The 21,057-nt window shown below is 72.6% G+C and carries 16 protein-coding genes; 9 read left to right on the forward strand and 7 right to left on the reverse strand.

Features of this window, described 5'->3' with window-relative positions; all coding sequences use genetic code 11:
• Positions 1 to 52: 52 nt before the first annotated feature.
• The gene (locus tag C4T42_RS09250) at positions 53 to 3,343 is read right to left on the reverse strand and encodes a transglutaminase family protein (RefSeq protein WP_103985066.1); all 3,291 of its coding nucleotides are present in this window, start codon (positions 3,341 to 3,343) and stop codon (positions 53 to 55) included.
• Positions 3,344 to 3,540: 197 nt separating this feature from the next.
• On the opposite strand from C4T42_RS09250, the gene C4T42_RS09255 reads away from it, so the two are divergent.
• The gene (locus tag C4T42_RS09255) at positions 3,541 to 4,737 is read left to right on the forward strand and encodes a putative zinc-binding metallopeptidase (protein ID WP_026604947.1); all 1,197 of its coding nucleotides are present in this window, start codon (positions 3,541 to 3,543) and stop codon (positions 4,735 to 4,737) included.
• Positions 4,738 to 4,817: 80 nt separating this feature from the next.
• Here C4T42_RS09255 and mntR read toward each other — a convergent pair whose 3' ends face one another.
• Positions 4,818 to 5,279, reverse strand: coding sequence for a manganese-binding transcriptional regulator MntR (gene mntR / locus C4T42_RS09260; RefSeq protein ID WP_020093314.1), 462 nt, complete (start codon positions 5,277 to 5,279; stop codon positions 4,818 to 4,820).
• A gap of 187 nt (positions 5,280 to 5,466) precedes the next feature.
• Here mntR and C4T42_RS09265 point away from each other — a divergent pair, with 187 nt between their 5' ends.
• Positions 5,467 to 6,795, forward strand: coding sequence for an Nramp family divalent metal transporter (locus C4T42_RS09265; protein ID WP_020093315.1), 1,329 nt, complete (start codon positions 5,467 to 5,469; stop codon positions 6,793 to 6,795).
• Positions 6,796 to 6,852: 57 nt separating this feature from the next.
• Here C4T42_RS09265 and C4T42_RS09270 read toward each other — a convergent pair whose 3' ends face one another.
• Positions 6,853 to 8,541 (reverse strand): thiamine pyrophosphate-binding protein, encoded by a 1,689-nt coding sequence (locus C4T42_RS09270; RefSeq protein ID WP_103985022.1) that lies wholly within the window; start codon positions 8,539 to 8,541, stop codon positions 6,853 to 6,855.
• 205 nt (positions 8,542 to 8,746) lie between these two features.
• On the opposite strand from C4T42_RS09270, the gene C4T42_RS09275 reads away from it, so the two are divergent.
• On the forward strand, positions 8,747 to 9,181 hold the full coding sequence (locus C4T42_RS09275; RefSeq protein WP_170868094.1) for a DUF1236 domain-containing protein: 435 nt from the start codon (positions 8,747 to 8,749) through the stop codon (positions 9,179 to 9,181).
• Between the two features lie 122 nt (positions 9,182 to 9,303).
• Entirely contained in the window at positions 9,304 to 9,591 is a 288-nt protein-coding gene (locus C4T42_RS09280; protein WP_020093318.1) for a hypothetical protein, read from the forward strand.
• Between the two features lie 42 nt (positions 9,592 to 9,633).
• Here C4T42_RS09280 and C4T42_RS09285 read toward each other — a convergent pair whose 3' ends face one another.
• Positions 9,634 to 10,518, reverse strand: coding sequence for a LysR substrate-binding domain-containing protein (locus tag C4T42_RS09285; RefSeq protein ID WP_082557748.1), 885 nt, complete (start codon positions 10,516 to 10,518; stop codon positions 9,634 to 9,636).
• A 443-nt stretch (positions 10,519 to 10,961) separates the two neighbouring features.
• Here C4T42_RS09285 and C4T42_RS09290 point away from each other — a divergent pair, with 443 nt between their 5' ends.
• From C4T42_RS09290 to C4T42_RS09300, 3 genes are all read left to right on the forward strand, one after another.
• Complete coding sequence (locus tag C4T42_RS09290) at positions 10,962 to 12,428, forward strand: HD domain-containing phosphohydrolase (protein ID WP_103985023.1); 1,467 nt, start codon at positions 10,962 to 10,964, stop codon at positions 12,426 to 12,428.
• Between the two features lie 31 nt (positions 12,429 to 12,459).
• Positions 12,460 to 13,485, forward strand: coding sequence for a histone deacetylase family protein (locus tag C4T42_RS09295; protein ID WP_042669790.1), 1,026 nt, complete (start codon positions 12,460 to 12,462; stop codon positions 13,483 to 13,485).
• Between the two features lie 212 nt (positions 13,486 to 13,697).
• The gene (locus tag C4T42_RS09300; protein ID WP_103985024.1) at positions 13,698 to 15,026 is read left to right on the forward strand and encodes an MFS transporter; all 1,329 of its coding nucleotides are present in this window, start codon (positions 13,698 to 13,700) and stop codon (positions 15,024 to 15,026) included.
• A 51-nt stretch (positions 15,027 to 15,077) separates the two neighbouring features.
• On the opposite strand, the gene C4T42_RS09305 is transcribed toward C4T42_RS09300, so the two are convergent.
• The gene (locus tag C4T42_RS09305) at positions 15,078 to 15,788 is read right to left on the reverse strand and encodes a cell cycle transcriptional regulator TrcR (protein WP_020093323.1); all 711 of its coding nucleotides are present in this window, start codon (positions 15,786 to 15,788) and stop codon (positions 15,078 to 15,080) included.
• A gap of 448 nt (positions 15,789 to 16,236) precedes the next feature.
• Entirely contained in the window at positions 16,237 to 16,911 is a 675-nt protein-coding gene (locus tag C4T42_RS09310; protein WP_103985067.1) for a TetR/AcrR family transcriptional regulator, read from the reverse strand.
• A gap of 78 nt (positions 16,912 to 16,989) precedes the next feature.
• Here C4T42_RS09310 and C4T42_RS09315 point away from each other — a divergent pair, with 78 nt between their 5' ends.
• Positions 16,990 to 18,228: an HlyD family secretion protein gene (locus tag C4T42_RS09315; protein WP_020093325.1), complete on the forward strand. Its 1,239-nt coding sequence runs from the start codon at positions 16,990 to 16,992 to the stop codon at positions 18,226 to 18,228.
• Positions 18,229 to 18,239: 11 nt separating this feature from the next.
• Complete coding sequence (locus tag C4T42_RS09320; protein ID WP_103985025.1) at positions 18,240 to 19,832, forward strand: DHA2 family efflux MFS transporter permease subunit; 1,593 nt, start codon at positions 18,240 to 18,242, stop codon at positions 19,830 to 19,832.
• Positions 19,833 to 19,844: 12 nt separating this feature from the next.
• Here the strand turns inward: C4T42_RS09320 and C4T42_RS09325 are convergent, their stop codons facing one another.
• Entirely contained in the window at positions 19,845 to 20,885 is a 1,041-nt protein-coding gene (locus C4T42_RS09325; RefSeq protein ID WP_020093327.1) for an ABC transporter substrate-binding protein, read from the reverse strand.
• Between the last annotated feature and the right edge of the window lie 172 nt (positions 20,886 to 21,057).

Below are 21,057 nucleotides of genomic sequence, written 5' to 3' on the forward strand. Positions count from 1 at the left end.
CGCGCTCTGTCGACCGCGCCGGTGTCCGCCCCGGATGTCCGAACATCGCGGGTCATTGCGGGGCCGGCGTCCGCAGGTCGAGGGTCAGCGGGAACTCGGCGCTCGATTCCGGGCGGGGCATCTCCAGCCGGCCCGGCGTGTGGCCGTTCGGCTGGAACCGGGCGAGGCGCCGCCCCTCCGCCTCGTAGGCGTTGACCGGGTGGGTCTCGTAGTTGCGCCCGCCCGGATGGGCGACGTGGTAGCGGCAGCCGCCGAGGGAGCGGCCGCTCCAGGCGTCGAGGATGTCGAAGGTCAGCGGCGAGTGCGCGGGGATCGTCGGATGCAGGGAGGAGGCCGGCTGCCACGCCTTGAAGCGCAGGCCCGCCACGGCCTCGCCGCCGCGGCCGGTGGAGGTCATGGGCAGGCGGCGGCCGTTGCAGGCGATGACGTGCCGCTCGGGCACGAAGCCCTCGACCCTGACCTGCAGCCGCTCGACCGAGCTGTCCACGAAGCGCACGGTGCCCCCGCTGGTCCCTTCCTCGCCCATCACGTGCCAGGGCTCCAGCGCCTGGCGGAGTTCCATCCGGACCCCGCCCTGCTCGACCGTGCCGAAGACCGGGAACCGGAACAGGGCCTGCGCCTCGAAGGCGACCGGATCGAAATCGTACCCCGCCGCCCGGAGATCCTCCAGCACCGCGAGGAAGTCGGACCAGAGGAAATGCGGCAGCATGAACCGATCGTGGAGGTTCGTGCCCCAGCGGACACAGCCGCCGGTCTGCGGCTCGCGCCACAGCCACGCCACGAGGGCGCGGAGCAGGAGCTGCTGCGCGAGGCTCATCCGCGCGTCCGGCGGCATCTCGAAGGCGCGGAACTCCAGGAGGCCGAGGCGCCCGGTCGGGCCGTCCGGCGAGTACAGCTTGTCGATGCAGATCTCGGCCCGGTGGGTATTGCCGGTGACGTCGACGAGGATGTTGCGGAAGATCCGGTCGACGAGCCAGCGCGGGATGTTGGGCGCGTCCGGGGCCGGCACCTGGGCCAGCGCGATCTCCAGCTCGTAGAGCCCGTCGTGGCGGGCCTCGTCCATGCGCGGCGCCTGGCTCGTGGGCCCGATATAGAGGCCCGAGAACAGGTACGAGAGCGCGGGGTGGCGCTGCCAGTAGAGCACGAGGCTCTTGAGCAGGTCGGGCCGGCGCAGGAACGGGGAATCGTCCGGCGTGACGCCGCCCATGACCACGTGGTTGCCGCCGCCGGTGCCGGTGTGGCGCCCGTCGGTCATGAACTTCTCCGCGCCGAGCCGGGTCTGGCGGGCCTCGGCGTAGAGGTCGGTGGTGATGGACACCGCCTCCCGCCACGAGGCGGCCGGGTGGACGTTCACCTCGATCACGCCGGGATCGGGGGTGACCTTGATGACGCCGATCCGCGGGTCGTAGGGCGGCTCGTAGCCCTCGAGGTGGATCGGCAGCTTCAGCGCGGCGGCGGCCGCCTCCAGGTGGCCCGCGAGTTCCAGATACTCGTCGGCGCGCTGCACCGGCGGCATGAACACCCGCACCACCCCGTCCCGGGGCTCGAACGACAGGGCCGTGCGCACCGCGACGCCGGTGATGCCGGAGCCGTTGACCACAGCGGCGCCGGGATGGCCCTCGGGGTGCCCGTCGGGGAGGGCGGCGCGGGGCTCCAGCGGGTCCTGCGGCTGGTAGTAGGGATAGTGCTCCGGCGGCACGTAGGGCAGGGACGACAGCGGCAGGCGGAAGCCCACCGGCGAGTCCCCCGGCACCAGGAAGGCGGCGCCGCGCCGGAAGTCCCACGTCTCCGAGATCCAGACGCGGTCGGCCTCGCCGCCCTTGCCGGTGGGCAGGCTCGCCAGCGGCAGGACGTAGCCGGCCGCCTCCCCGAGGCCCCGCGCGTAGACCCGCCTGATCCGGGCGTCGAACTCCGCCGAGCCCGACTTGGCGTCGGCCGGCGTGACGTTGACCGGCAGCGCCGCGGTCTTCCGCTCCCAGAGCTCCCCGTCCTCGAAGGCCGGGAAGACGTAGTCGGCGAGGCCGAGGCGGCGGGCCAGCGCGTCGGCGAGCGCCTCGGCCTGCGCGATGGTGGCGTGCCCCGCCTCCCCGGCGGCCACCTCCGGCGCGATCAGGTCCGGGTCGCGCCAGATCGGCTTGCCGTCCTTGCGCCAGTAGAGCGCGAAGGCCCAGCGGGGCAGGCTCTCGCCGGGATACCACTTGCCCTGACCGTAATGGAGCAGCCCCCCCGGGCCGAACCGGTCACGCAGGCGCCGGATCAGCTGGTCGGCGAGCCCGCGCTTGGTCGGGCCGACGGCCGCGATGTTCCACTCGGGCGATTCGAAATCGTCCACCGACACGAAGGTCGGCTCGCCGCCCATGGTCAGCCGCACGTCCTGCGCGGCGAGGTCGGCGTCGACCCGCTCGCCCAGCGCGTCCATGGCGGCCCAGACGTCCTCCGAGAACGGCTTGGTGATCCGCGGCGTCTCGGCGACGCGGGTGATCGTCATCGCGAAGTCGAAGGTGGTCTCGGCCGGCTCCATCGCCCCCGAGATCGGCGCGGCGGAGTGGTAGTGCGGCGTCGCGGCGAGCGGGATGTGGCCCTCGCCGGTGAGCAGGCCCGACGTGGCGTCCATGCCGACCCAGCCGGCGCCCGGCAGGTAGACCTCGGCCCAGGCGTGCAGGTCGGTGAAGTCCGCCGACGCGCCGGTCGGCCCGTCGACCGCGGTCGTGTCGGGCACGAGCTGGATCAGGTAGCCGGAGACGAACCGGGCGGCGAGGCCGATCCGGCGCAGCACCTGCACGAGCAGCCACGCCGAGTCGCGGCAGGAGCCGCTCTTCAGCCGCAGGGTCTCGGCGGGAGTCTGGACGCCGGGCTCCATGCGGACGCCGTAGGCGGTCTCCCGGGCGATCAGGCCGTTCAGCGCCACCAGGAACTGGACCGTGCTGGTCTCCTCCGGGAGACGGGCCAGCAGCGCCTCCATCTCGGGACAATCCGCGTCGACGGGCGTGAGATACGGGGCCAGCTCCCCGGCGAGGGCGGGGTCGTACGCGAAGGGCCGGACCTGGGCGTAATCCTCCACGAAGAAGTCGAACGGGTTGATCACCGCCATGTCGGCCGTGAGGTCGACCTCGATCCTCAGCTCGTCGGTCTTCTCGGGGAAGACCAGGCGGGCGAGCCAGTTGCCGCTCGGATCCTGTTGCCAGTTCAGGAAGTGGTTGGCGGGCGTCACCGTGAGCGCGTAGGCCGGGACCTTGGTACGGGCGTGGGGGGCCGGGCGCAGGCGGATCACCTGGGGGCCCAGGCTGATCGGCCGGTCGTAGCGGTAATGCGTGACGTGGTGCAGGGCGGCTCTGATCGACACGATGGCTCCGTCGAAAGGATCGAACGCGGTCGCGCTGCCGGTCCCTGGCGCCGGCGCCCACCGCACGGTTATGCGACACGGATCGCGCAACAAGCAATTTCCGTGCGTCGCCCGGCCGTCCGGGCCGCTGGCAGGAACTTTGCCGCCCGGCCCCGCTTGACCGGCAGGTGGGCCGGCCGCCGGCCCGGGACCGCGCGATGAAGATCTTCCAGTGCCAGGCCTGCGACCAGCCGGTCACCTTCGAGGCGACCGCCTGCGAGAGCTGCGCGCGGCCGCTGGGCTACGCCTGCGCGGTCCACGAGGTCTCGGCGCTGGAGCCGCAGGGGCTCTCGGCCCACCCGCTGATGGGCGGCGCGCAGATCTTCCACGCCTACGCGGATCCCGGCCGGCGCTACCGGCTGTGCAACAACGCCCTCGCGCAGGCCTGCAACTGGCTGGTGCCGGAGGACAGCCCCGACATCTACTGCACCGCCTGCCGCCACAACCGCGTGGTGCCGGACCTGTCGCAGCCCTGGAACCTCGCCCGCTGGCGCCAGATCGAGGCGGCCAAGCACCGGCTGTTCTACTCGCTGCTGCGCCTGGAACTGCCGCTCGCCACCCGCGCCCAGTACACGGACGGGCTGGCCTTCGACTTCCTGGTCGACCCTTCCGAGAGCGTCTCCGGCGGGCCGCCGGTGCTGACGGGCCACATCAACGGCCTGATCACCATGAACATCGCCGAGGCCGACGACGTCGAGCGGGAGCGCCGCCGGATCCTGTTCGGCGAGCATTATCGCACGCTGCTCGGCCATTTCCGGCACGAGATCGGGCATTACTTCTGGTACCTGCTCGTGCTGAACAGCCCCGACTGGGACGCCTTCCGGGCGCTGTTCGGCGACGAGCGCCGCGACTACGTCCAGGCGCTGCAGGACCACTACGCGAGGGGCGCCCCCGCCGACTGGGACGAGGCCTACGTCTCGGCCTACGCCACGGCCCATCCGTGGGAGGATTTCGCCGAGACCTTCGCGCATTACCTGCACATCGTCGACACGGTGGAGACCGCCTCGACCTTCGAGCTGCACGTGCGCCCGCGCCTGCGCCAGCGGGGGCCTTCCGGGCCGCAGGCGCCGACCGTGATCGACTTCGACCCGTACAACACGGCCGACCTCGACCGGCTGATCGCCGCGTGGCTGCCGCTCACCTACGCGATCAACTCGCTGTCCCACAGCATGGGCCAGCCGGCGCTCTACCCGTTCAAGCTGACACCCGCGGTGATCGCCAAGCTCGCCTTCGTGCACGAGCGGGTCTACGCCTCCCGCACCGGCACCCTGCCGGATGCCGGCGCGGCGGGCGCCGAGATGCTCCGCGCGGTGATCCTGGGCCTGCGCCAGAAGGTGGCGGCGCCGACGGCTTGAGGGTGGCGGTCGCGGCAGACACAACGTCTCTGCGAGCGTCTCCGCGAGCGGCGCGAGGCGATGACGGTCGGAGGGGCGCCTCACGCCCCCCCGTGCCGCTCCGCGAAGGCGCGGAACGCCGCGAGCGTCTCGGCGCTGACGTGGTGCTCGATCCCCTCGGCGTCCCGCCGCGCGGTCTCGGGGCTCACGCCCAGGGCGCACAGGAAGCGCTCGACGATGCGGTGGCGCTCCCGGGCCTGGGCGGCGAGCCGGCGGCCGGCCTCGGTCAGGAACACGCCGCGATAGGGCCGCTGCTGGACGAACCCGTCCTCGCACAGGCGCTTCAGCATCTTGGCGACGGTCGGCTGCGCCACGCCGAGCCGGGCCGCGATGTCCACCTGCCGCGCCTCGCCGCCGTCGCCGATCAGGTCGTCGATCAGCTCGACGTAATCCTCCACGAGTTCCGAGCGCCGGGCCTCGCGGGCCTGGCGGAAGCTCTCCACGTGGCGCTCGGGATCGACCAGCGCGGTCTCGGGCGAGCCCGGCTCGGACGGTTCCTGCATCGGCTCTCCCCCACCGCGGTCCGCGCGGGCCGCCCCAACCCCTGTCTAGCAAACACCGCCACCTCGAGGGGAGTCCCGCGGGGCCGATACCGGCGGCCGCTGCCGGCCCCTTGAATCCAACCCCTTGAATCCTGGCCGCGAACCCTGAATATAGCCTCCGCTATATCTTTGAGGAGAGGGTTCGAGCATGGTGGCGCCGAACGCCGCGACGGCCCCCGGGCGCGCCGCGCCCGGGGCGATGAGCCGGCGGACCGAGGGCGCGATCCGCGACGTCCTCGACGGCCGTCCCGGCGGCCGGGCCCGGTTCCTGCTGTTCGCCGGCCCCGCCGTGACGGCGTCGATCGCCTACATGGACCCCGGCAATTTCGCGACCAACATCCAGGCCGGCGCCCGCTACGGCTACGGCCTGCTCTGGGTGGTGCTGCTCGCGAACCTGACGGCGATGCTGTTCCAGGCCCTGTCGGCCAAGCTCGGCATCGTCACGGGCAAGAACCTCGCCGAGCACTGCCGGGACGCGACGACGCGGCCGGTGCGCCTCGCCCTGTGGGGCATCAGCGAGGTCGCCGCCATGGCGACCGACCTCGCGGAGTTCCTCGGCGGCGCGATCGGCCTGTCGCTGCTCACCGGCATGCCGCTCATGGCCGGCATGGCGATCACCGCGGTGGTCACCTACGCGATCCTGCTCCTGGAGCACGAGGGCTTCCGGCCGCTGGAGATCGCCATCGGCGCGATGGTCGGCACGATCGGCCTCTGCTACGCGGTCGAGCTCCTGATCGCGCCCGTGGCCTGGGGCGAGGCCGCCAAGGGCCTCGTCACCCCGCGGATCCCGGACGCGCAGGCGCTCACCATCGCGGTCGGGATCATCGGCGCCACCGTGATGCCGCACGCGCTGTTCCTGCATTCGGGCCTGACCCAGGGCCGGGGCAATCCCCGCACCGAGGCCGACCGGCGCCTGCTGGTCCGCTACTCGAACCGCGAGGTGGTGGTGGCGCTGCTGCTGGCGGGCCTCGTCAACATGGCGATGGTGATCATGGCGGCGGCCGCCTTCCACGTCGGCCACAGCGAGGTGGCGGAGATCGGCGAGGCCTACCGCACCCTGACGCCGCTCCTCGGGCCCGCCGCGGGGGCGGCCTTCCTGGTGTCGCTGCTCGCCTCCGGGATCTCCTCCTCGGTGGTGGGCACGCTCGCCGGGCAATTGGTGATGCAGGGCTTCACCGGCTGGCGCATCCCGCTCCTCGTCCGCCGGCTCGTGACCATGCTGCCGGCCTTCGCGGTGGTGGCGATCGGCGTCGACCCGACGCAGGCGCTGGTCCTGTCGCAGGTGGTGCTGTCGCTCGCCCTGCCGGTGCCGATGGTGGCCCTGGTGGTGTTCACCCGGCGCCGCAGCGTGATGGGGCCCTTCGCCAACGGCCCGCTCACCCAGGCCGCCGCCGTGGCGGGGGCCGCCCTGGTGCTCGCCCTCAACATGGTGCTGCTGGCGGTCGCCTTCGGGGTGCCGGTGCCGGGACTGGAGTGAGAGCCCCGCCGGCAGATCCACCGGCAGCCCTGCCGACAGCCCCGCCGACGGCCCCGCTCAGGTCGCCCGCACCACCACCTCCACGAGGTTGGCGCCCCCCGACCGGATCCCGGCCTCGATCGCCGGGGCGATGTCGGCCGCCCGGGTCACCCGCCGGGCGGGCACGCCCATCGAGGCGGCCAGCGCCGGGAAGTCGATCCGCGGGTCGGTGAGGTCCATGGCGATGAAGCGGTTGGCGCGCACCGAGGCGTAGTGCGCCTGACCCTTCATGAAGGTCTTGAGGATGTTGTACTCGGCGTTGTTGATCACCACGAAGGTGACCGGCAGCTTTTCGTGCGCGGCGGTCCACAGGGCCTGCGGCGAGTATAGCGCGGCGCCGTCGCCCACGACACAAACGACAGGCGCACGATCAAGTCCCAAAGAGAAACCCACCGCGGCCGGCATGCCCCAGCCGAGCACGCCGCCGCGCATCGCCGCGTACTGGTGCGCGGAGGGGCTGTCGAGGAAGGTGCGCAGGTGGGTGAGCGTCGCGGGCGCCTCGTCCACGATGGTGGTCTCGGCCCCGACCGCGCGAGCGACCTCCCGGGCGGCGACCAGCGGCGCGATCACCGGATCCTCGAAGGCCGCGTCGGCGGCGGCGGCGAGCTTCGCCCGGCGCTCGGCCCGGGCGGTCACCGCCCCGGAGCGCAGGCCCGCGAAGGCGTCGGCCCGGTCGGCGAGGCGGGGCGCGAGGAGCGGCAGCAGGGCGTCGAGGGAGGCGCGGATGTCGCCCACCGTCGACAGGCAGGTGGCGTAGGTGCGCCCGAGGTCGCGCACGTCCGCCGAGAGCTGGAACACCTGCACCCCCGGCGGCACCGCCGAGACCTCCGAGTAGAGCACGGTGATCAGCGACTTGCCGCCGAGCGCGAACACCGCGTCGTAGCGCCCGAGGATGTCGGCGATGGCGTCGGCCCGGGTCGGCAGGTTCCCGGCCCAGAGCGGGTGCGCGGTGGGGAAGGGGATGTGGGCCGGCCAGGACGAGCCGTAGACCGGCGCCGCCAGCAGGTCGGCGAGCGCCACCATCTGCGCCGAGGCGTCCGAGGCGTCGATCTCGTCGCCCGCGATCAGCGCGAGGCGGCCCGGCGCGATGGCGGCGAGCTTCTCCGCGAGGCAGTCGAGGGAGCCCGCCACGGCCCGCTGGTCGATGGTCGAGGTCTCGCCGGCCGGCACCGCCGACAGCGCCTCCATCACGTCCATGGGCAGGGACAGGAAGACCGGCCCGGAGGGGGCGGCCCCCGCGTCGTGGAAGGCCCGGCGCAGCAGGATCGGGATCTGGTCCGGGCTCGTCACCTCGCGGGCCCACTTCATCACCGGGTCGGCGATGGCGACGAGGTCGCCCATCAGCAGCGGGTCGGTCAGGGCGTGGCGGAGATCCTGCTGCCCGGCGGTGACCACCAGCGGCGTGCCGGAGACCTGGGAATTCACCAGCCCGCCCATGGCGTGGCCGAGGCCGCCCGCCGTGTGCAGGTTGAGGAAGGCGGGCCGGCGGGCGCCCTGCGCGTAGCCGTCCGCCATCGCCACGGCGGTCGCCTCCTGCAGGGCGAGGATGTAGGCGATGTCCGGCGCCTCGGTGAGCGCGTCGATGAGCGGCAACTCGGTGGTGCCGGGATTGCCGAAGATGTAGCGCACGCCCTCCGAGCGCAGCACCTCCACCAGGAGGTCGGCGCCCCGGCGGCGGCCGGCGGTCTCCACGGTCTCGATCGGCATGCCCTGTCCTCTCCGACGGAATCAGCCGGAGGCTACCCCATGGGCGGACTGGGGCAATGCCGGCGCCGCCCCGCGCCGCCCCGCGCCGGGCGGCAACTGACCGGCAACCGATCGGCAGCCTTTTCGGCGTAGCCTCCGGCCGGGACGCGCCCGCGCCCCCGGGCGCAGGCCCGCCGATCCACGCCACCGACCAGGACGACACATCATGCGGATCGCGGCGCCCCTCGCGCTCCTCGCCACCCTGGTGGCTCCCCCGATAGCCCTCCTGAGCCTCGCCGCGGACGCGCGGGCGCAGGGGCTCGAGCGCGGGGCCCAGGAGGGCGCCTCGCGCGGCGAGGAGATGGCGGGTCCCCTCGGGGCGATCGTCGGCGGCGCGATCGGTGCGGCCGTGGGCACGGCCAACGGCATCCTCGGCGTCGACCGGCGGGAGCGGTTCCGCATCTACGCCCGCGGCGAGCGCCGCCCCTCCATCGCGCTCGCGGGACCCGTGCGGGTCGGCACGGTGCTCCCGGAGGACGGCATCGTGTACTACGATGTCCCGCGGGAGTTCGCCCTGCCGGATTACAGCTACACGATCGTCAACGACCACCCGGTCCTCGTCGACCCGCGGTCGCGCCGGATCGTGGAGGTGATCGACTGACGGCCCGGGCGGCCCGGGCGGCCGGGGATCCGGCGCGAGGGAGAGGGCGAGCCGATGCCGAGAAGGATGGGGATCCGGGCGGTGCTCCCGTCGGCGCTCCCGGTGACGGGCCTGGTGACGGGATGAGCGCGCGCGACGCCGCGGATGCCGGACGGCGGCACTGGTTCTACGACAGCCGGATCCTGGTCTGCACGTTCTGCCTGCTCGCGGTCATGGTCATCTTCTGGCAGGTGAGCCGGTTCGAGGGTTTCCAGCCGATCTTCACCTGCGCGCGCAATCAGGACGTCGATCGCGACCTGCTCTCCGTCGGGATGCGCGCCTGCATGGGCGACGCGCCCTCGCAGGCCGCCCAGGCGCGCTGCATGCACGTCGTCTACCTGCTGGCCTGCACGGACGAGCGGTGGCGCTGACGTCGCCGCGCGCGGGCCCGTCCGCGGCGGGGCGGGTTCCGCTCAGGCGCGCAGCTCCGCCACGAAGGCCCGGATGAACGGCGGCAACCCGTCGAGGTCGCGCAGGCACAGGGTCAGGTCGCGCCGCGCCCAGGCGTCGGCGAGGGGCACCACCGCGAGGGCGAGGCCCTGCGCGGCGCGGGCGGCGGCGCTCTCGGGCAGGATCGCCAGCCCGACCCGCGCCTCGACGAGACGGCAGACGGCGTCGAAGTCCCGGAGTTGGACGCGCAGGCGCATCGGTCGCCCCTCGCGCACCGCCTGGGCGACGAGGAAGCGGCTGATGGCGCTGCGCCGGTCGAGGCCGACGAGGTCGTGGCCGAGCACCTCGGCGAACGGGATGGTCCCGCGCGCGGCCAGGGGATGGTCCCGGGCCGCCACCAGCACGAACCGGTCCTCCCGGAACGGGAAGGTCCGCAGCGAGCCGGTATCCACCGTGCCGGACAGGATGCCGAGATCGGCCGCCCCCTCGGCCACCAGCCCGACGATCTCCTCGGAGGTGCGCTCGTCGATCTCGACGCCGATCCCGGGGTGATCGGCCAGGAAGGCCGAGAGCGCCTCCGGCAGGAATTCGGTGAGCGCGTTGGTATTGGCCAGCACCCGGATCTGCCCGAAGGCGCTCCCCGAGAAGGCCGCCATCTCCTCGCGCAGGCGCTCCACCCCGGCCAGGACCTCCCGGGCATGGACGAGGAGCGCGCGCCCGGCCGGGGTCGGGCTGACGCCCTGCCGGCCCCGGGTCAGCAGGGCGGCGCCGAGGGATTCCTCCATCAGCCGGATCCGCGTCGAGGCGGCCGCCAGGGCGAGGTTCGCCCGCGCGGCCCCGTGGGTGATCGAGCCGGCCTCGACCACGTGCCGGAACAGGCCGAGATCGACGAGATCGAACCGCATCATCGCGAAGGCGCCTCCCGCCGCGCCGTCCGGCCGGCGCGTCCCGGGCCGCCCGGGACCCGTCCTGATCCGCGTCTCCGTCGGGGGGCTTGGCGACCGCGTCAACCCCGCCATCCCGGGGCCGCGCCGGGGCCGCCGCGGCGATCCCGGTTACAGACACGCCGATCCCTCAGGCGCCCCGGAGCGGGCGAAGCCAACTCTCCGCGGGTCGATCGTCGCGGCCCCACCGGTCTCCGACAAACGAAGACCCGAATTCGCACCCACCAAGGCTCCGAGTAAAGTAAATCTCCTCAATATAGCCGAGAACGACGATTTACCGCCCGTTAATGCCGCATCCTTCAATGCTGCTCGACAGTCTTGCGAGGCGTCGCGGCGATGGTTCCTGTGTCGACATACCCGGTCCGGCGGCCGCCCCGGGATCGCCTGCGCCGGCCCGGGAGCCGCTGATGGACGCGCTCCTCGTCGACGACAGCGCCACCATGCGGATGCGGCTGCGCCTCCTGCTGGAGGCCAAGCCCGACGTGTCCGTCACCGATCACGGCGACCCGGTCGCCGCCATGGTCGAGGCGCGGACGCGGGCCTTCGACCTTGTCCTGGTCGACTGCCACATGCCCGACATCGACGGGATCGCCTTCATCCGGCAGATGCGGACCATCCCGCACTACGCCCAGGTGCCCATCGTGATGGTCACCAGCGACATCTCGGACGCGGTGCGGCTCGCCGCCCTGGAGGCCGGGGCGACCGATTTCCTCGACAAGTCCATGCAGGGCGTCGAGCTCACCGTCCGCCTGCGCAACCTGATCCGGCTCGCCCGGGCGGTGCGGCGGCTGGCCGAGCAGGCCGCTTGGCTCGACGGCGAGGTGGAGGCCGCCCTGCGCCACATGCGCGAGCGCGAGGAGGAGATCATCTTCCGGCTCGCCCTGGCGGTCGAGTACCGCGACAACGACACCGGCGATCACACGTGGCGGGTGGCCCGCTACAGCCAGATCGTGGCCGAGGGGCTCGGGCTGGCGCCGGAGATCTGCCGCAACCTCTACCTCGCGGCGCCGCTGCACGATGTCGGCAAGGTCGGCATCCCGGACGGCGTCCTGCTGAAGCCCGGCCGGCTCGACCGGGACGAGTTCGACCTCGTCAAGACGCACCCCGCGATCGGCCGGCGCATCCTGGGCGGGAGCGCCTCCGAGCTGATCCGGCTGGCCGCGGAGATCGCCGAGTTCCACCACGAGAAGTGGGACGGCGGCGGCTACCCGCACGGGCTCGCCGGCGCCGCCATTCCCCTCTCGGCCCGGATCGTTGCGGTGGCGGACGTGTTCGACGCCCTGACTACGGCGCGGCCCTACAAGGACGCGATGCCCTTCGAGGCGGCCCTGGACTGCATCCGCGCCGAGAGCGGCCGCCATTTCGACCCCGACTGCGTGGCGGCGTTCTGCGCGCGATTCCCGGACATCCGCGTCGCCGGCGGGCGGACCCGGGCGGGCATGCGGCCGAGCGCCGGGCCGGTCACGGAACCCTGGGCCCGGGTCCCGACCCTCCTGCGCGAGGTCGCCCCCGCCGCGCCCGACCCGACGGGGTGGCGCGCCGACACCCTCGACAGGATCCTGGAGCCGTCATCGGCCCTGTCGGCGAACCCGGAGACGTTTGCGCCGTTGATCCCCGACCCGCACGGATCACGGACGGAGCCGGACCATGACCCCGACCTGGAAGACGCTGCCGGAGATCGCCCTGGCGCACGGGATCTCCCTGGAGGATGCCCAGCGCCTCGTGGACGGGGCGAACTGCCCGAAGGTCTTCCGCGCGGACGGCACCGTCTACCTCATCTGAGCCCGTCCCATCCGGGCGCGTCCCATGCGGGTGCATCCCATGCGGGTGCATCCCATGCGGGCGCGCCCCGCGAGGCCGTCCCGGGCGGATGACGCGCGGCCCGGCGGGCCCTAACCTGCCGGCATGCGCATCGTCCACACGCCCGATTCGAGCCGGCACGATCCCGAGCGCTACATGCGCCGCGGCGCGCCGATGCCGCATCCCGAGCAGGCGGCCCGCTACGCGATCCTGCGGGACGCGGCCGTCCGGGGCGGCCACGACCTCGCCGAGCCGGCCGATCACGGCCTCGACCCGATCCGGGCGGTGCACGATCCCGACTACGTGGCGTTCCTGGCCGAGGCCTGGGCGCGCCGGGACGCGATCCCCGGCATCGGCGACGAGATCCTGACCGGGGCCTTCGCCCGGCCGCAGATGCACCGGAAGCCCGCCGGCCTCCTCGGGCGCCTGGGCCTCTACACCGCCGACACTTCGACGCCGATCCGCGCCGGCACCTGGGCGGCGGTCTACGGATCGGCGCAGTGCGCGGTCGCGGCCGCCGACGCTGCGCTGGCGGCGGGGCACGCCTACGCCCTGTGCCGCCCGCCCGGCCACCACGCCTACGCGGATTCCGCCGGCGGCTTCTGCTTTCTCAACAACAGCGCCATCGCGGCCGAGCGGATGCGCGCCGCGACCGGCGGCCCGGTGGCGATCCTCGACATCGACGTCCATCACGGCAACGGCACGCAGGGGATCTTCTACGCCCGCGCCGACGTGCTGACCGTCTCGGTCCACGCCGACCCGTCCGACTACTTCCCGTTCTTCGCCGGCTACGCCGACGAGACCGGCGCCGGGGCGGGGGCGGGGTTCAACCGCAACCTGCCGCTGCCGCCGGGCTCGGGGGACGCGCCCTGGCTCGAGGCCGTCGAGGCGGGCCTCGCACTGATCGCCGCGCACCGGCCCCGGGCGCTCGTGGTGGCGCTCGGCCTCGACGCCGCCGCGGACGACCCGATCGGCGCCCTCGCGGTCTCCCGGGGGGGCTTCGTCGGGGCGGCGGAGCGGATCGCCCGGGCCGGGCTGCCCACGGCGCTGGTCCAAGAGGGCGGCTACCTCTGCGCGGCCCTGCCGGACAACCTCGCGGCCTTCCTCGCCGCCTTCGACGCCGCGCGCTAGGCCGAACGCCGCGGGCGCGCAGAAGGTGCCCAGTGCAAGGTGCGCAGTGAAGCTGCGCAGTGAAGGCGTGATGCGATCGTGATCGCCGGGGCGCCGGATCGGCCGCCCGGATATGGTCGACCCGATGCCACAACCGACCTATCAGGGCGGGGCGGGCGCCGCAGACGCGTCCCGGGCGGGAGGAGCGGGCGACGGACGCGGGCGACGTGGGCATGCGCGAGGCGGCCGGCGCACCGTGGCACGCGGGTCTCACCCGGCGCCACTGGCGGATCCTGTGGGGCAGCTATCTCGGCTGGATCTTCGACGGCTACGAGGCGGTGGCCCTGGTCTACGCCCTGCGCCCGGCGCTGGCCTCGATCCTCACCCCCGAGCAGGCCCAGGCGCCGGCCTTCTACGTGGGCCTCGCCATCGGCATCACGCTGCTCGGCTGGGGGATCGGCGGCCTGATCGGCGGGATCGCGGCCGACTACATCGGCCGCAAGCGCATGATGATGGTGTCGATCCTGGGCTACGCGCTGTTCACGGGGCTCACCGCCTTCGCGGAGAGCTTCACGCAGCTCGCCGTCCTGCGCTTCATCACCGGGCTCGCCATCGGCTCGGAATGGTCCACCGGCATCGCCCTCGTGGCCGAGACCTGGCCGAACCGGGCCCGCCCGAAGGGCTGCGGCTTCCTGCAATCGGGCTTCGGCGGCGGCGCGGTGCTCGCCGCCATCGTGTGGGCCGTACTCGCCGCCACCGAGCCCCTGGGCGCGGAATCCTGGCGGATCCTGTTCGCGCTGGGCGCGCTGCCGGCCTTCGTGTGCCTGTACCTGCGCCGGGCGCTGGAGGAATCCGAGCAGTGGATGCGGGCGCTCAAGGCGCAGCGCTGGGCGGCCACCGCGGAGGACGCGGACCGGGCCCCGCGGAGCGCGCGGCGCCCGTTCTCCCTGACGGAGATCTTCCGCGAGCCCGAGAGCCGGCGGCGGGTCCTCCTCGCCACGCTCCTGTCCTTCGCCACCACGGTGGGCTGGTGGGCGGTCTCGTCCTGGCTGCCGGCCTACACGGAGGGGCTCGCCAAGGCCGCGGGCGCGCCGGCCAATGTCTGGGGCCCGCGCATGGGCATCGTCTACAATATCGGGGCGATCGCCGCCTACGTGATCTCGGGCTTCGTGGCCGACGCGATCGGGCGCCGCGCCTTCCTGCTCGTGACCTATGCCGGCTGCATCGCCACGTCGCTCGCCTGCTACCTCTGGACCGGCGGGCTCGTGCCGTTCATGGCGCTCGCCTTCCTGAACGGGTTCTTCACCCTGGGCTTCGCCTTCTCGTGGATGGCGATCTACCTCGCGGAGCTGTTCACCCCGGCGGTCCGGGCGACGGCGTCGAGCGCGGTCTTCAACGGCGCGCGGCTGATCGCCTGGATCTTCCCGATCCTGGCCGGGCAGATCGTGACCGCCTTCGGGGGCGTCGCCGCGGCGGCGCTGACCCTGTCGAGCGTCTACGTGATCGGCCTCGTGGTGCCGTGGTTCATGCCGGAGACGCGGGGCCGACCGCTGCCGGAATAGGCCGGTCCGGCCCCCGCTCGGTCGGAGCGGGGGCCGGTCCTAGTCCTGGTCCTAGTCCTCGTCGTCCTCGTCCTGGTGCCGGCCCTTGAGCTTGGCGAAGACCGAATCGGCGTCGAGCCGCTCCTCGCGGCCGCCGTGATCGTCCTCGTGGTCCCGCTCGTCGGCGTCGCGGGCCGTGGAGACCTCGGTCGGCAGCAGCGAGGCGCCGGATTCGGCCGCCACCGCGGCCGGGCGGTCGGCCGCCGCGCGCTGGACCTCGAAATCGAGGTTGATCTGGGTGGTCAGGCCGAGGGTGACCGGGTCCATCGGCTGGAGCGAGCCCGAGTTCCAGTGGGTGCGCTCGCGGATCTGCTGGATCGTCGACTTGGTGGTGCCCACGAGCCGGATGATCTGCGAATCCTTCAGCTCGGGGTGGTTGCGCAGCAGCCACAGGATGGCGTTCGGCCGGTCCTGGCGGCGGGAGAGGGGAGTGTAGCGCGGGCCCTTGGTGGTGCGCTTCACCTCCGGCAGCTTCACCTTCGAGACGGCGGGCTTGAGCTTGTAGTGCGGCGCCTTCTGGGCCTTCTCGATCTCGTCGCGGGTGAGCTGGCCGGTGGAGACCGGGTCGAGCCCCTTGATGCCGGCCGCGACCTCGCCGTCGGCGATGCCCTTCACCTCCAGCGGGTGCAGCTTGCAGAAATCGGCGATCTGCTCGAAGGCGAGCGAGGTGTTCTCGACCAGCCAGACGGCGGTCGCCTTCGGCATCAGCGGACCCTGGGACATGCTTCTCGTGCTCCGGCCTGGCGGGACGGGGGCCGGGCATCGGGCCGCGGGCTCCGGATGACCGATCCGGATGTCCCGTCTCACGCTGTCGAATGGGGATGACGCACTATAGGCCCGGGCGGGGAGGGGCGCAATCGCGGGCTCGAGGCGCCGACGCGGATTCTCCGGGTCCCGGGAATAATGGCTAAGCTCGTGCCGTGAGCCTGACCGACTCACCCGCGAAGGCCGCGCACGGCCGGTCGCGGCCGGGAGTGCAGAGGATGGTCATCTCTCTGGCATGGTCCAGAAAAGCGAATGGCGAGTGGAGATTGACGCTCCGCCTCGCCATTCCTCTCTGGCCTCGGCAACACCTGAAACGGTGAATGCCAGGGACCGGCGGTAGCCGCCGTCGGTCCCACTCCCGAAGATAACGCAGCCCTTGCGGCGCAACAACGTTCCGGTCCGCCCCTCAGCGGGGGCGCACCCCGTCGAGGAACAGCCGCACCGCCGCCTGCCGCCGCCGCTCCTGCGCCTCCGGGTCGGTGGCGATGCCGTAGAGGGTCGCCTGGGACGACCGGCCGAGGACGAGGCTGAGGAACAGGTCGGCCGCGATCTCCGGATCCGCCACGGCGATCCGCCCGCGCCGCGCGAAGGCGTCGAGCAGCTGCGCCACCGCGCGCACGCCGCGCAGCCAGCCCTCCTCGTGGGCGAGGCGGGCGAGCTCGGGGAACTGCAGCGCCTGGGCCACGAGGTTGCGCTTGAGCATCGCCGCGCCCGGCGACTGCCCGTGGGCCAGCAGGGTGCGGCTGAGATCCTCCAGGGCGGTCTCGAGGTCGTCGCTCCCGCCCTGCGCGGCCTGGGCCTCGGCGGCCGCCGAGAGCGGCGCCAGCCACGCGGCGATCCGCTCGCGCAGGACCGCCTCGAACAGGGCCCGCTTGTCGCGGTAGCGCGCGTAGACCGTCGGCTTGCTCATCCCGGCGGCCTCGGCCACCGCGTCGATGGAGGTGGCGTCGAAGCCGCGCTCCAGGAACAGGGTCGTCGCCACCGCGATCAGGTGCGCCTCGCGCCGGGCCGCCTCCGCGCGGGTCGGCCGGCCGCCGCGCCGCGGGCCCGCCTCCGCCCGCTCGATCTCCGTGACCGTCACCCCGCGATCCTCCTTGCTCACCACCGCCGTTCGTCCTATTAAAACGATACCGTACCGTTTTGATTCTGGCCAGACCCGATGGACGCACGTCGCAGCGACAGCTTCAAGAGCGCCGACCCGGTCGCGGGTGCGCCGGTCACCGCCCCGACCACCGCGGCTGTCACGCCCCCGGTCTCCGCGCCGGTCCCGGCCACCGTCTCCGCACCGGCGCCGCGCCGCCGCCGCGCGCGGATCGTGCTGCCCCTCCTCGGCCTGCTCGCGCTGGGCGGGGTCGGGACCTACGGCTGGCACTGGTGGAGTGTCGGGCGCTTCCTCGAGGTGACCGACGACGCCTATCTCCAGTCCGACAAGGTCACGGTGGCGCCGCGCATCGCCGGCACCGTCGCGGCGGTGCTGGTCGGCGACAACCAGCCGGTGAAGGCCGGGGACGTCATCGCCCGCCTCGACGACCGGTCCTACCGGGTCCAGCTCAGGCAGGCCGAGGCCGAGGTCGAGAAGGACCGGGCGCAGATCCTGGGCGTCGCCTCGGCGATCGTCCAGCAGCGGGCGCAGGTCGCCTCATCGCGGGCCGACCTCGCCAACGCCGAGGCCGCCCTCACCTTCGCGCAGCAGGAATACACCCGCTACCAGAACCTGCTGCAGACCGGGTCCGGCACGGTGCAGCGCCAGCAGCAGGCGGAGTCCGACCTGCGCCAGCGCCACGCCGCCCGCGACAAGGCCGCCGCCTCCCTGGACGCCGCGCAGAAGCAGATCGACAGCCTGCAGGCGCTCGAGGCCAGCACCCGCGCGAGCCTTGAGGGCGCGCAGGCCAAGGTCGAGGGGGTGAGGCTCGACCTGAGCTACACCACCATCGTGGCGCCGATCGACGGCGTGGCCGGCGACCGGGCGCTGCGGATCGGGCAGGTCGTCTCGGCCGGCACCGGGCTCCTGACCCTCGTGCCGATGGGCCGCGACATCTACCTCGTGGCGAACTTCAAGGAGACCCAGACCGGCCGCATGGTCGAGGGCCAGCGCGTCACCTTCACGGTCGACGCCTTCGGCGACCACGCGTTCCGGGGCCGGATCGAGAGCTTCTCCCCGGGCACCGGCTCGCAATTCGCGCTGCTGCCGCCGGAGAACGCCACCGGCAACTTCACCAAGGTGGTGCAGCGCGTGCCGGTGCGCGTCGCCCTCGACCCGTCGGATCCGCTCATCGCCCGCCTGCGCCCGGGCCTGTCGGTGGAGGCCACGGTCCACACCCAGGATCCGGTCGAGCCGGTGCGGCCCGCCCGGCCGAGGCCCGCTCCGGCCCTCGTCAGCGAGGCCCTGCCCCGATGAGTCCGGCCCCGATGAGTCCGGCCCCGACGAGCCCCGTGCCGGCCGTGGCCGTGCCCGAGGCGAAGGCGAGCGCCCGGGACTGGCTCGCCGTGTTCGGCGCGATCCTCGGCGCCTTCACGGCGATCCTCGACATCCAGATCACCAACGCGTCGCTCGCCGACATCCAGGGGGCGCTCGGCGCCTCCACCGAGGAGGGCAGCTGGATCTCCACCGCCTACCTGATGGCCGAGATCATCGTGATCCCGCTCACCGGCTGGCTGTCCTCGGTGATCGGCCTGCGCCGCTACCTCGCGGTGAACACCATGCTGTTCACCGCCTTCTCGCTGGCCTGCGCGCTGTCGACGACCTTGGGCCAGATGATCCTGTTCCGGGCCGGCCAGGGCTTCACCGGCGGCGTGCTGATCCCCACCGCCATCGTGATCGTGCGCACCCGGCTCTCGAAGGCGCAGCAGCCCATCGGCATCGCGCTGTTCGGGCTGACCGCGACCTTCGCGCCCGCGATCGGCCCGACGGTCGGCGGCTGGCTCACCGACAACCTGTCGTGGCACTACATCTTCTACCTGAACCTGATCTTCGGACCCGTGGCGGCGGCGATCCAGCTCGGCGCCTTCGACAGCGTGCCGGCGCGCTGGGGCGAGCTGCTCAAGGGCGACTGGATCGGCATCGGCCTGATGGCGATCGGCCTGCCGGCCCTGACCTACGTGCTGGAGGAGGGCCAGCGCAAGGACTGGTTCGGCTCGCAGGTCATCGTGAACATGTCGCTGCTGGCGGCGGCCGGCATCGCCGGCTTCATCGTCCGCGAGCTCACGACCGAGCGCCCGTTCATCAACCTGCGGGTCCTGGCCAACCGCTCGGTCGGCGGCGCCTGCGTGCTGATGACCGTGCTGGGCGCGGTCTCGTTCGGGTCGATCTACATCATCCCGGTCTACTGCGCGCAGATCCAGGGCTACAACGCCCAGCAGATCGGCTACGTGGTGATGTGGTCGGGCCTGCCGCAGCTCGTCCTCTTCCCGATGATGCCGCTGCTGATGCGGACCTTCGACGCCCGGGTGCTGGTGGTCACCGGCACGCTGTTCTTCATCGCGAGCTGCTGGATCAACGTCGGCCTGACCCACGATGTCGGCGCCGACCAGCTGATCCTGCCGCAGCTGATGCGGGCCGTCGGCCAGCCGCTCTTCACCATTCCGCTGTCGCAGCTCTCCACCGTCGGCCTCGCCCCGCGCGACACCGCGGACGCCTCCGCCCTGTCGAACATGATGCGCAACCTCGGCGGCTCAATCGGCATCGCCATGCTGTCGACGATGATCGACCGGCGGGAGCACTTCCACTTCTCGATGCTGGCCGAGGCGATCACCGTCAACGCCACCCGCACCCAGGACCGGCTCGCGGCGCTCGCCGCCGGGATGCACGCCCGCATCGCCGACCCGCTGGCCGCCAAGGGCGTCGCGCTGGGCCAGCTCGCCGCCCAGGTCCGCCGCGAGGCCTACGTGATGGCCTACGCGGACGGGTTCTGGCTGGTGGGCGTGAGCCTCGTGGCGAGCCTCGCCGTGGTGGCCATCCTCAAGAAGCCGCAGCGCGCCGCCGGGCCCGTGGAGGCGCACTGAGCGGCCGGGGTCCTACCGCCCCGGCAGGTTGTGGACGATCGGGAAGAACGTGTCCTTCCAGTCCTTGGGCTCGGTCTTGATGGTCTTCATCGCGTAGAAGTGCCGGGCCTGGAGCATGATGCCGTAGGGCGTGGTGGAGAAGTTCGTCCCGGGCTCCTTCATGATCTCGACCAGGGTCTCGGGGGGCGTCTTCTCGTTGGTGGCCGCGACGTAGTCCTTGGCGGCCTTCAGCGGATCCCGGGCGATCTCGGCATTGGCCTCGTCGATGGCCGCCACGATGGCGGCGGCGAGCTTCGGGTTGCGGTTGTACCAGCCGGTCCGGGCGTAGAAGATCGCGTTGCTCACCGGCTCGCCGACCATCTCGTAGGAATTGAGCACCTTGTGGATCGCCGGGTCCTGCAGCTCGCGCTGCTGGAACGGCGGCAGCGAGAAGTGGCTGTTGACCTCGTTGTGCGGGCTCGCCAGCGCCGCCACGGCGTCGGGATGGCCGAGCTGGACGGTGAGCGGGTCGAGCTTGGTGGCGTTCTCGGGCCCGAACGCCTTCTTGGCGGCGATCTGCAGCAGCACAGCCTGGGACGAGACCTTCACGGAGGGCAGGGCGATCTTGTCCTTGGACGAGAAGTCCTTGAGTTCCTTCACGTCCGGATTGCGGGTGAGCAGCATCATCGGCGTGGTGCCGACCCCGCACAGGCCCTTCACGTCGCCCTTGGTGCGGTCGTTGAGCAGCAGCATGTTGGTCGAGCCGCTGTCGACGATGTCGATGTTGCCCGAGAGCAGCGCGTCGTTGCCGGCGGCGCCGCTCGTCAGGTTGACCCACTCCACCGTGACGTCCCCGAGGCCCGCGGCCTTGGCGTGCTTCTCGATCAGCTTGTGCTGCTCGGCCAGCACCGCGGGCAGGTAGACGAAGCCCGGCTGCCGGCTGATCCGGACCTTGGCATCGTCGGCCCGGGCGGGGGTGGCGAGCGCCAGCCCGGCCAGCAGGAGGACCGATCCCGCCCGCAGGAGCCGACGGCGGCCCGGCAGCAGCGAGCCCGTCCGAGACGTACGCACCATGACGCTTCTCCCTGTGGCCCGGCGCGATCCTGAGCGGCGCCGGGCTTTCGTTGGACGGGGAGTGGACAGGCTCGGGCCGGCGCGCGCAAGGCCGTCTTCACGCTCCGCTAACGCAGAAGCTGCAAAATATCGCAGGTTGAAATCATCTTCTTGCAATCATCATCGCGGGGGC

It is taken from the genome of Methylobacterium sp. 190mf (genome assembly GCF_900107945.1).
Taxonomy (GTDB): domain Bacteria; phylum Pseudomonadota; class Alphaproteobacteria; order Rhizobiales; family Beijerinckiaceae; genus Methylobacterium.

What these genes read in the sequence shown, in the direction of transcription:
- C4T42_RS09320 (WP_103985025.1), top strand. Translation starts at nt 18,240, where the DNA reads ATGAGTCCGGCCCCGACGAGCCCCGTGCCGGCCGTGGCCGTGCCCGAG.
- C4T42_RS09305 (WP_020093323.1), bottom strand. Translation starts at nt 15,788, where the DNA reads ATGTCCCAGGGTCCGCTGATGCCGAAGGCGACCGCCGTCTGGCTGGTC.
- C4T42_RS09275 (WP_170868094.1), top strand. Translation starts at nt 8,747, where the DNA reads ATGCGGATCGCGGCGCCCCTCGCGCTCCTCGCCACCCTGGTGGCTCCC.
- C4T42_RS09285 (WP_082557748.1), bottom strand. Translation starts at nt 10,518, where the DNA reads ATGATGCGGTTCGATCTCGTCGATCTCGGCCTGTTCCGGCACGTGGTC.
- C4T42_RS09255 (WP_026604947.1), top strand. Translation starts at nt 3,541, where the DNA reads ATGAAGATCTTCCAGTGCCAGGCCTGCGACCAGCCGGTCACCTTCGAG.
- C4T42_RS09315 (WP_020093325.1), top strand. Translation starts at nt 16,990, where the DNA reads ATGGACGCACGTCGCAGCGACAGCTTCAAGAGCGCCGACCCGGTCGCG.
- C4T42_RS09270 (WP_103985022.1), bottom strand. Translation starts at nt 8,541, where the DNA reads ATGCCGATCGAGACCGTGGAGACCGCCGGCCGCCGCCGGGGCGCCGAC.
- C4T42_RS09280 (WP_020093318.1), top strand. Translation starts at nt 9,304, where the DNA reads ATGAGCGCGCGCGACGCCGCGGATGCCGGACGGCGGCACTGGTTCTAC.
- C4T42_RS09265 (WP_020093315.1), top strand. Translation starts at nt 5,467, where the DNA reads ATGGTGGCGCCGAACGCCGCGACGGCCCCCGGGCGCGCCGCGCCCGGG.
- C4T42_RS09325 (WP_020093327.1), bottom strand. Translation starts at nt 20,885, where the DNA reads ATGGTGCGTACGTCTCGGACGGGCTCGCTGCTGCCGGGCCGCCGTCGG.
- C4T42_RS09290 (WP_103985023.1), top strand. Translation starts at nt 10,962, where the DNA reads ATGGACGCGCTCCTCGTCGACGACAGCGCCACCATGCGGATGCGGCTG.
- mntR (WP_020093314.1), bottom strand. Translation starts at nt 5,279, where the DNA reads ATGCAGGAACCGTCCGAGCCGGGCTCGCCCGAGACCGCGCTGGTCGAT.
- C4T42_RS09295 (WP_042669790.1), top strand. Translation starts at nt 12,460, where the DNA reads ATGCGCATCGTCCACACGCCCGATTCGAGCCGGCACGATCCCGAGCGC.
- C4T42_RS09300 (WP_103985024.1), top strand. Translation starts at nt 13,698, where the DNA reads ATGCGCGAGGCGGCCGGCGCACCGTGGCACGCGGGTCTCACCCGGCGC.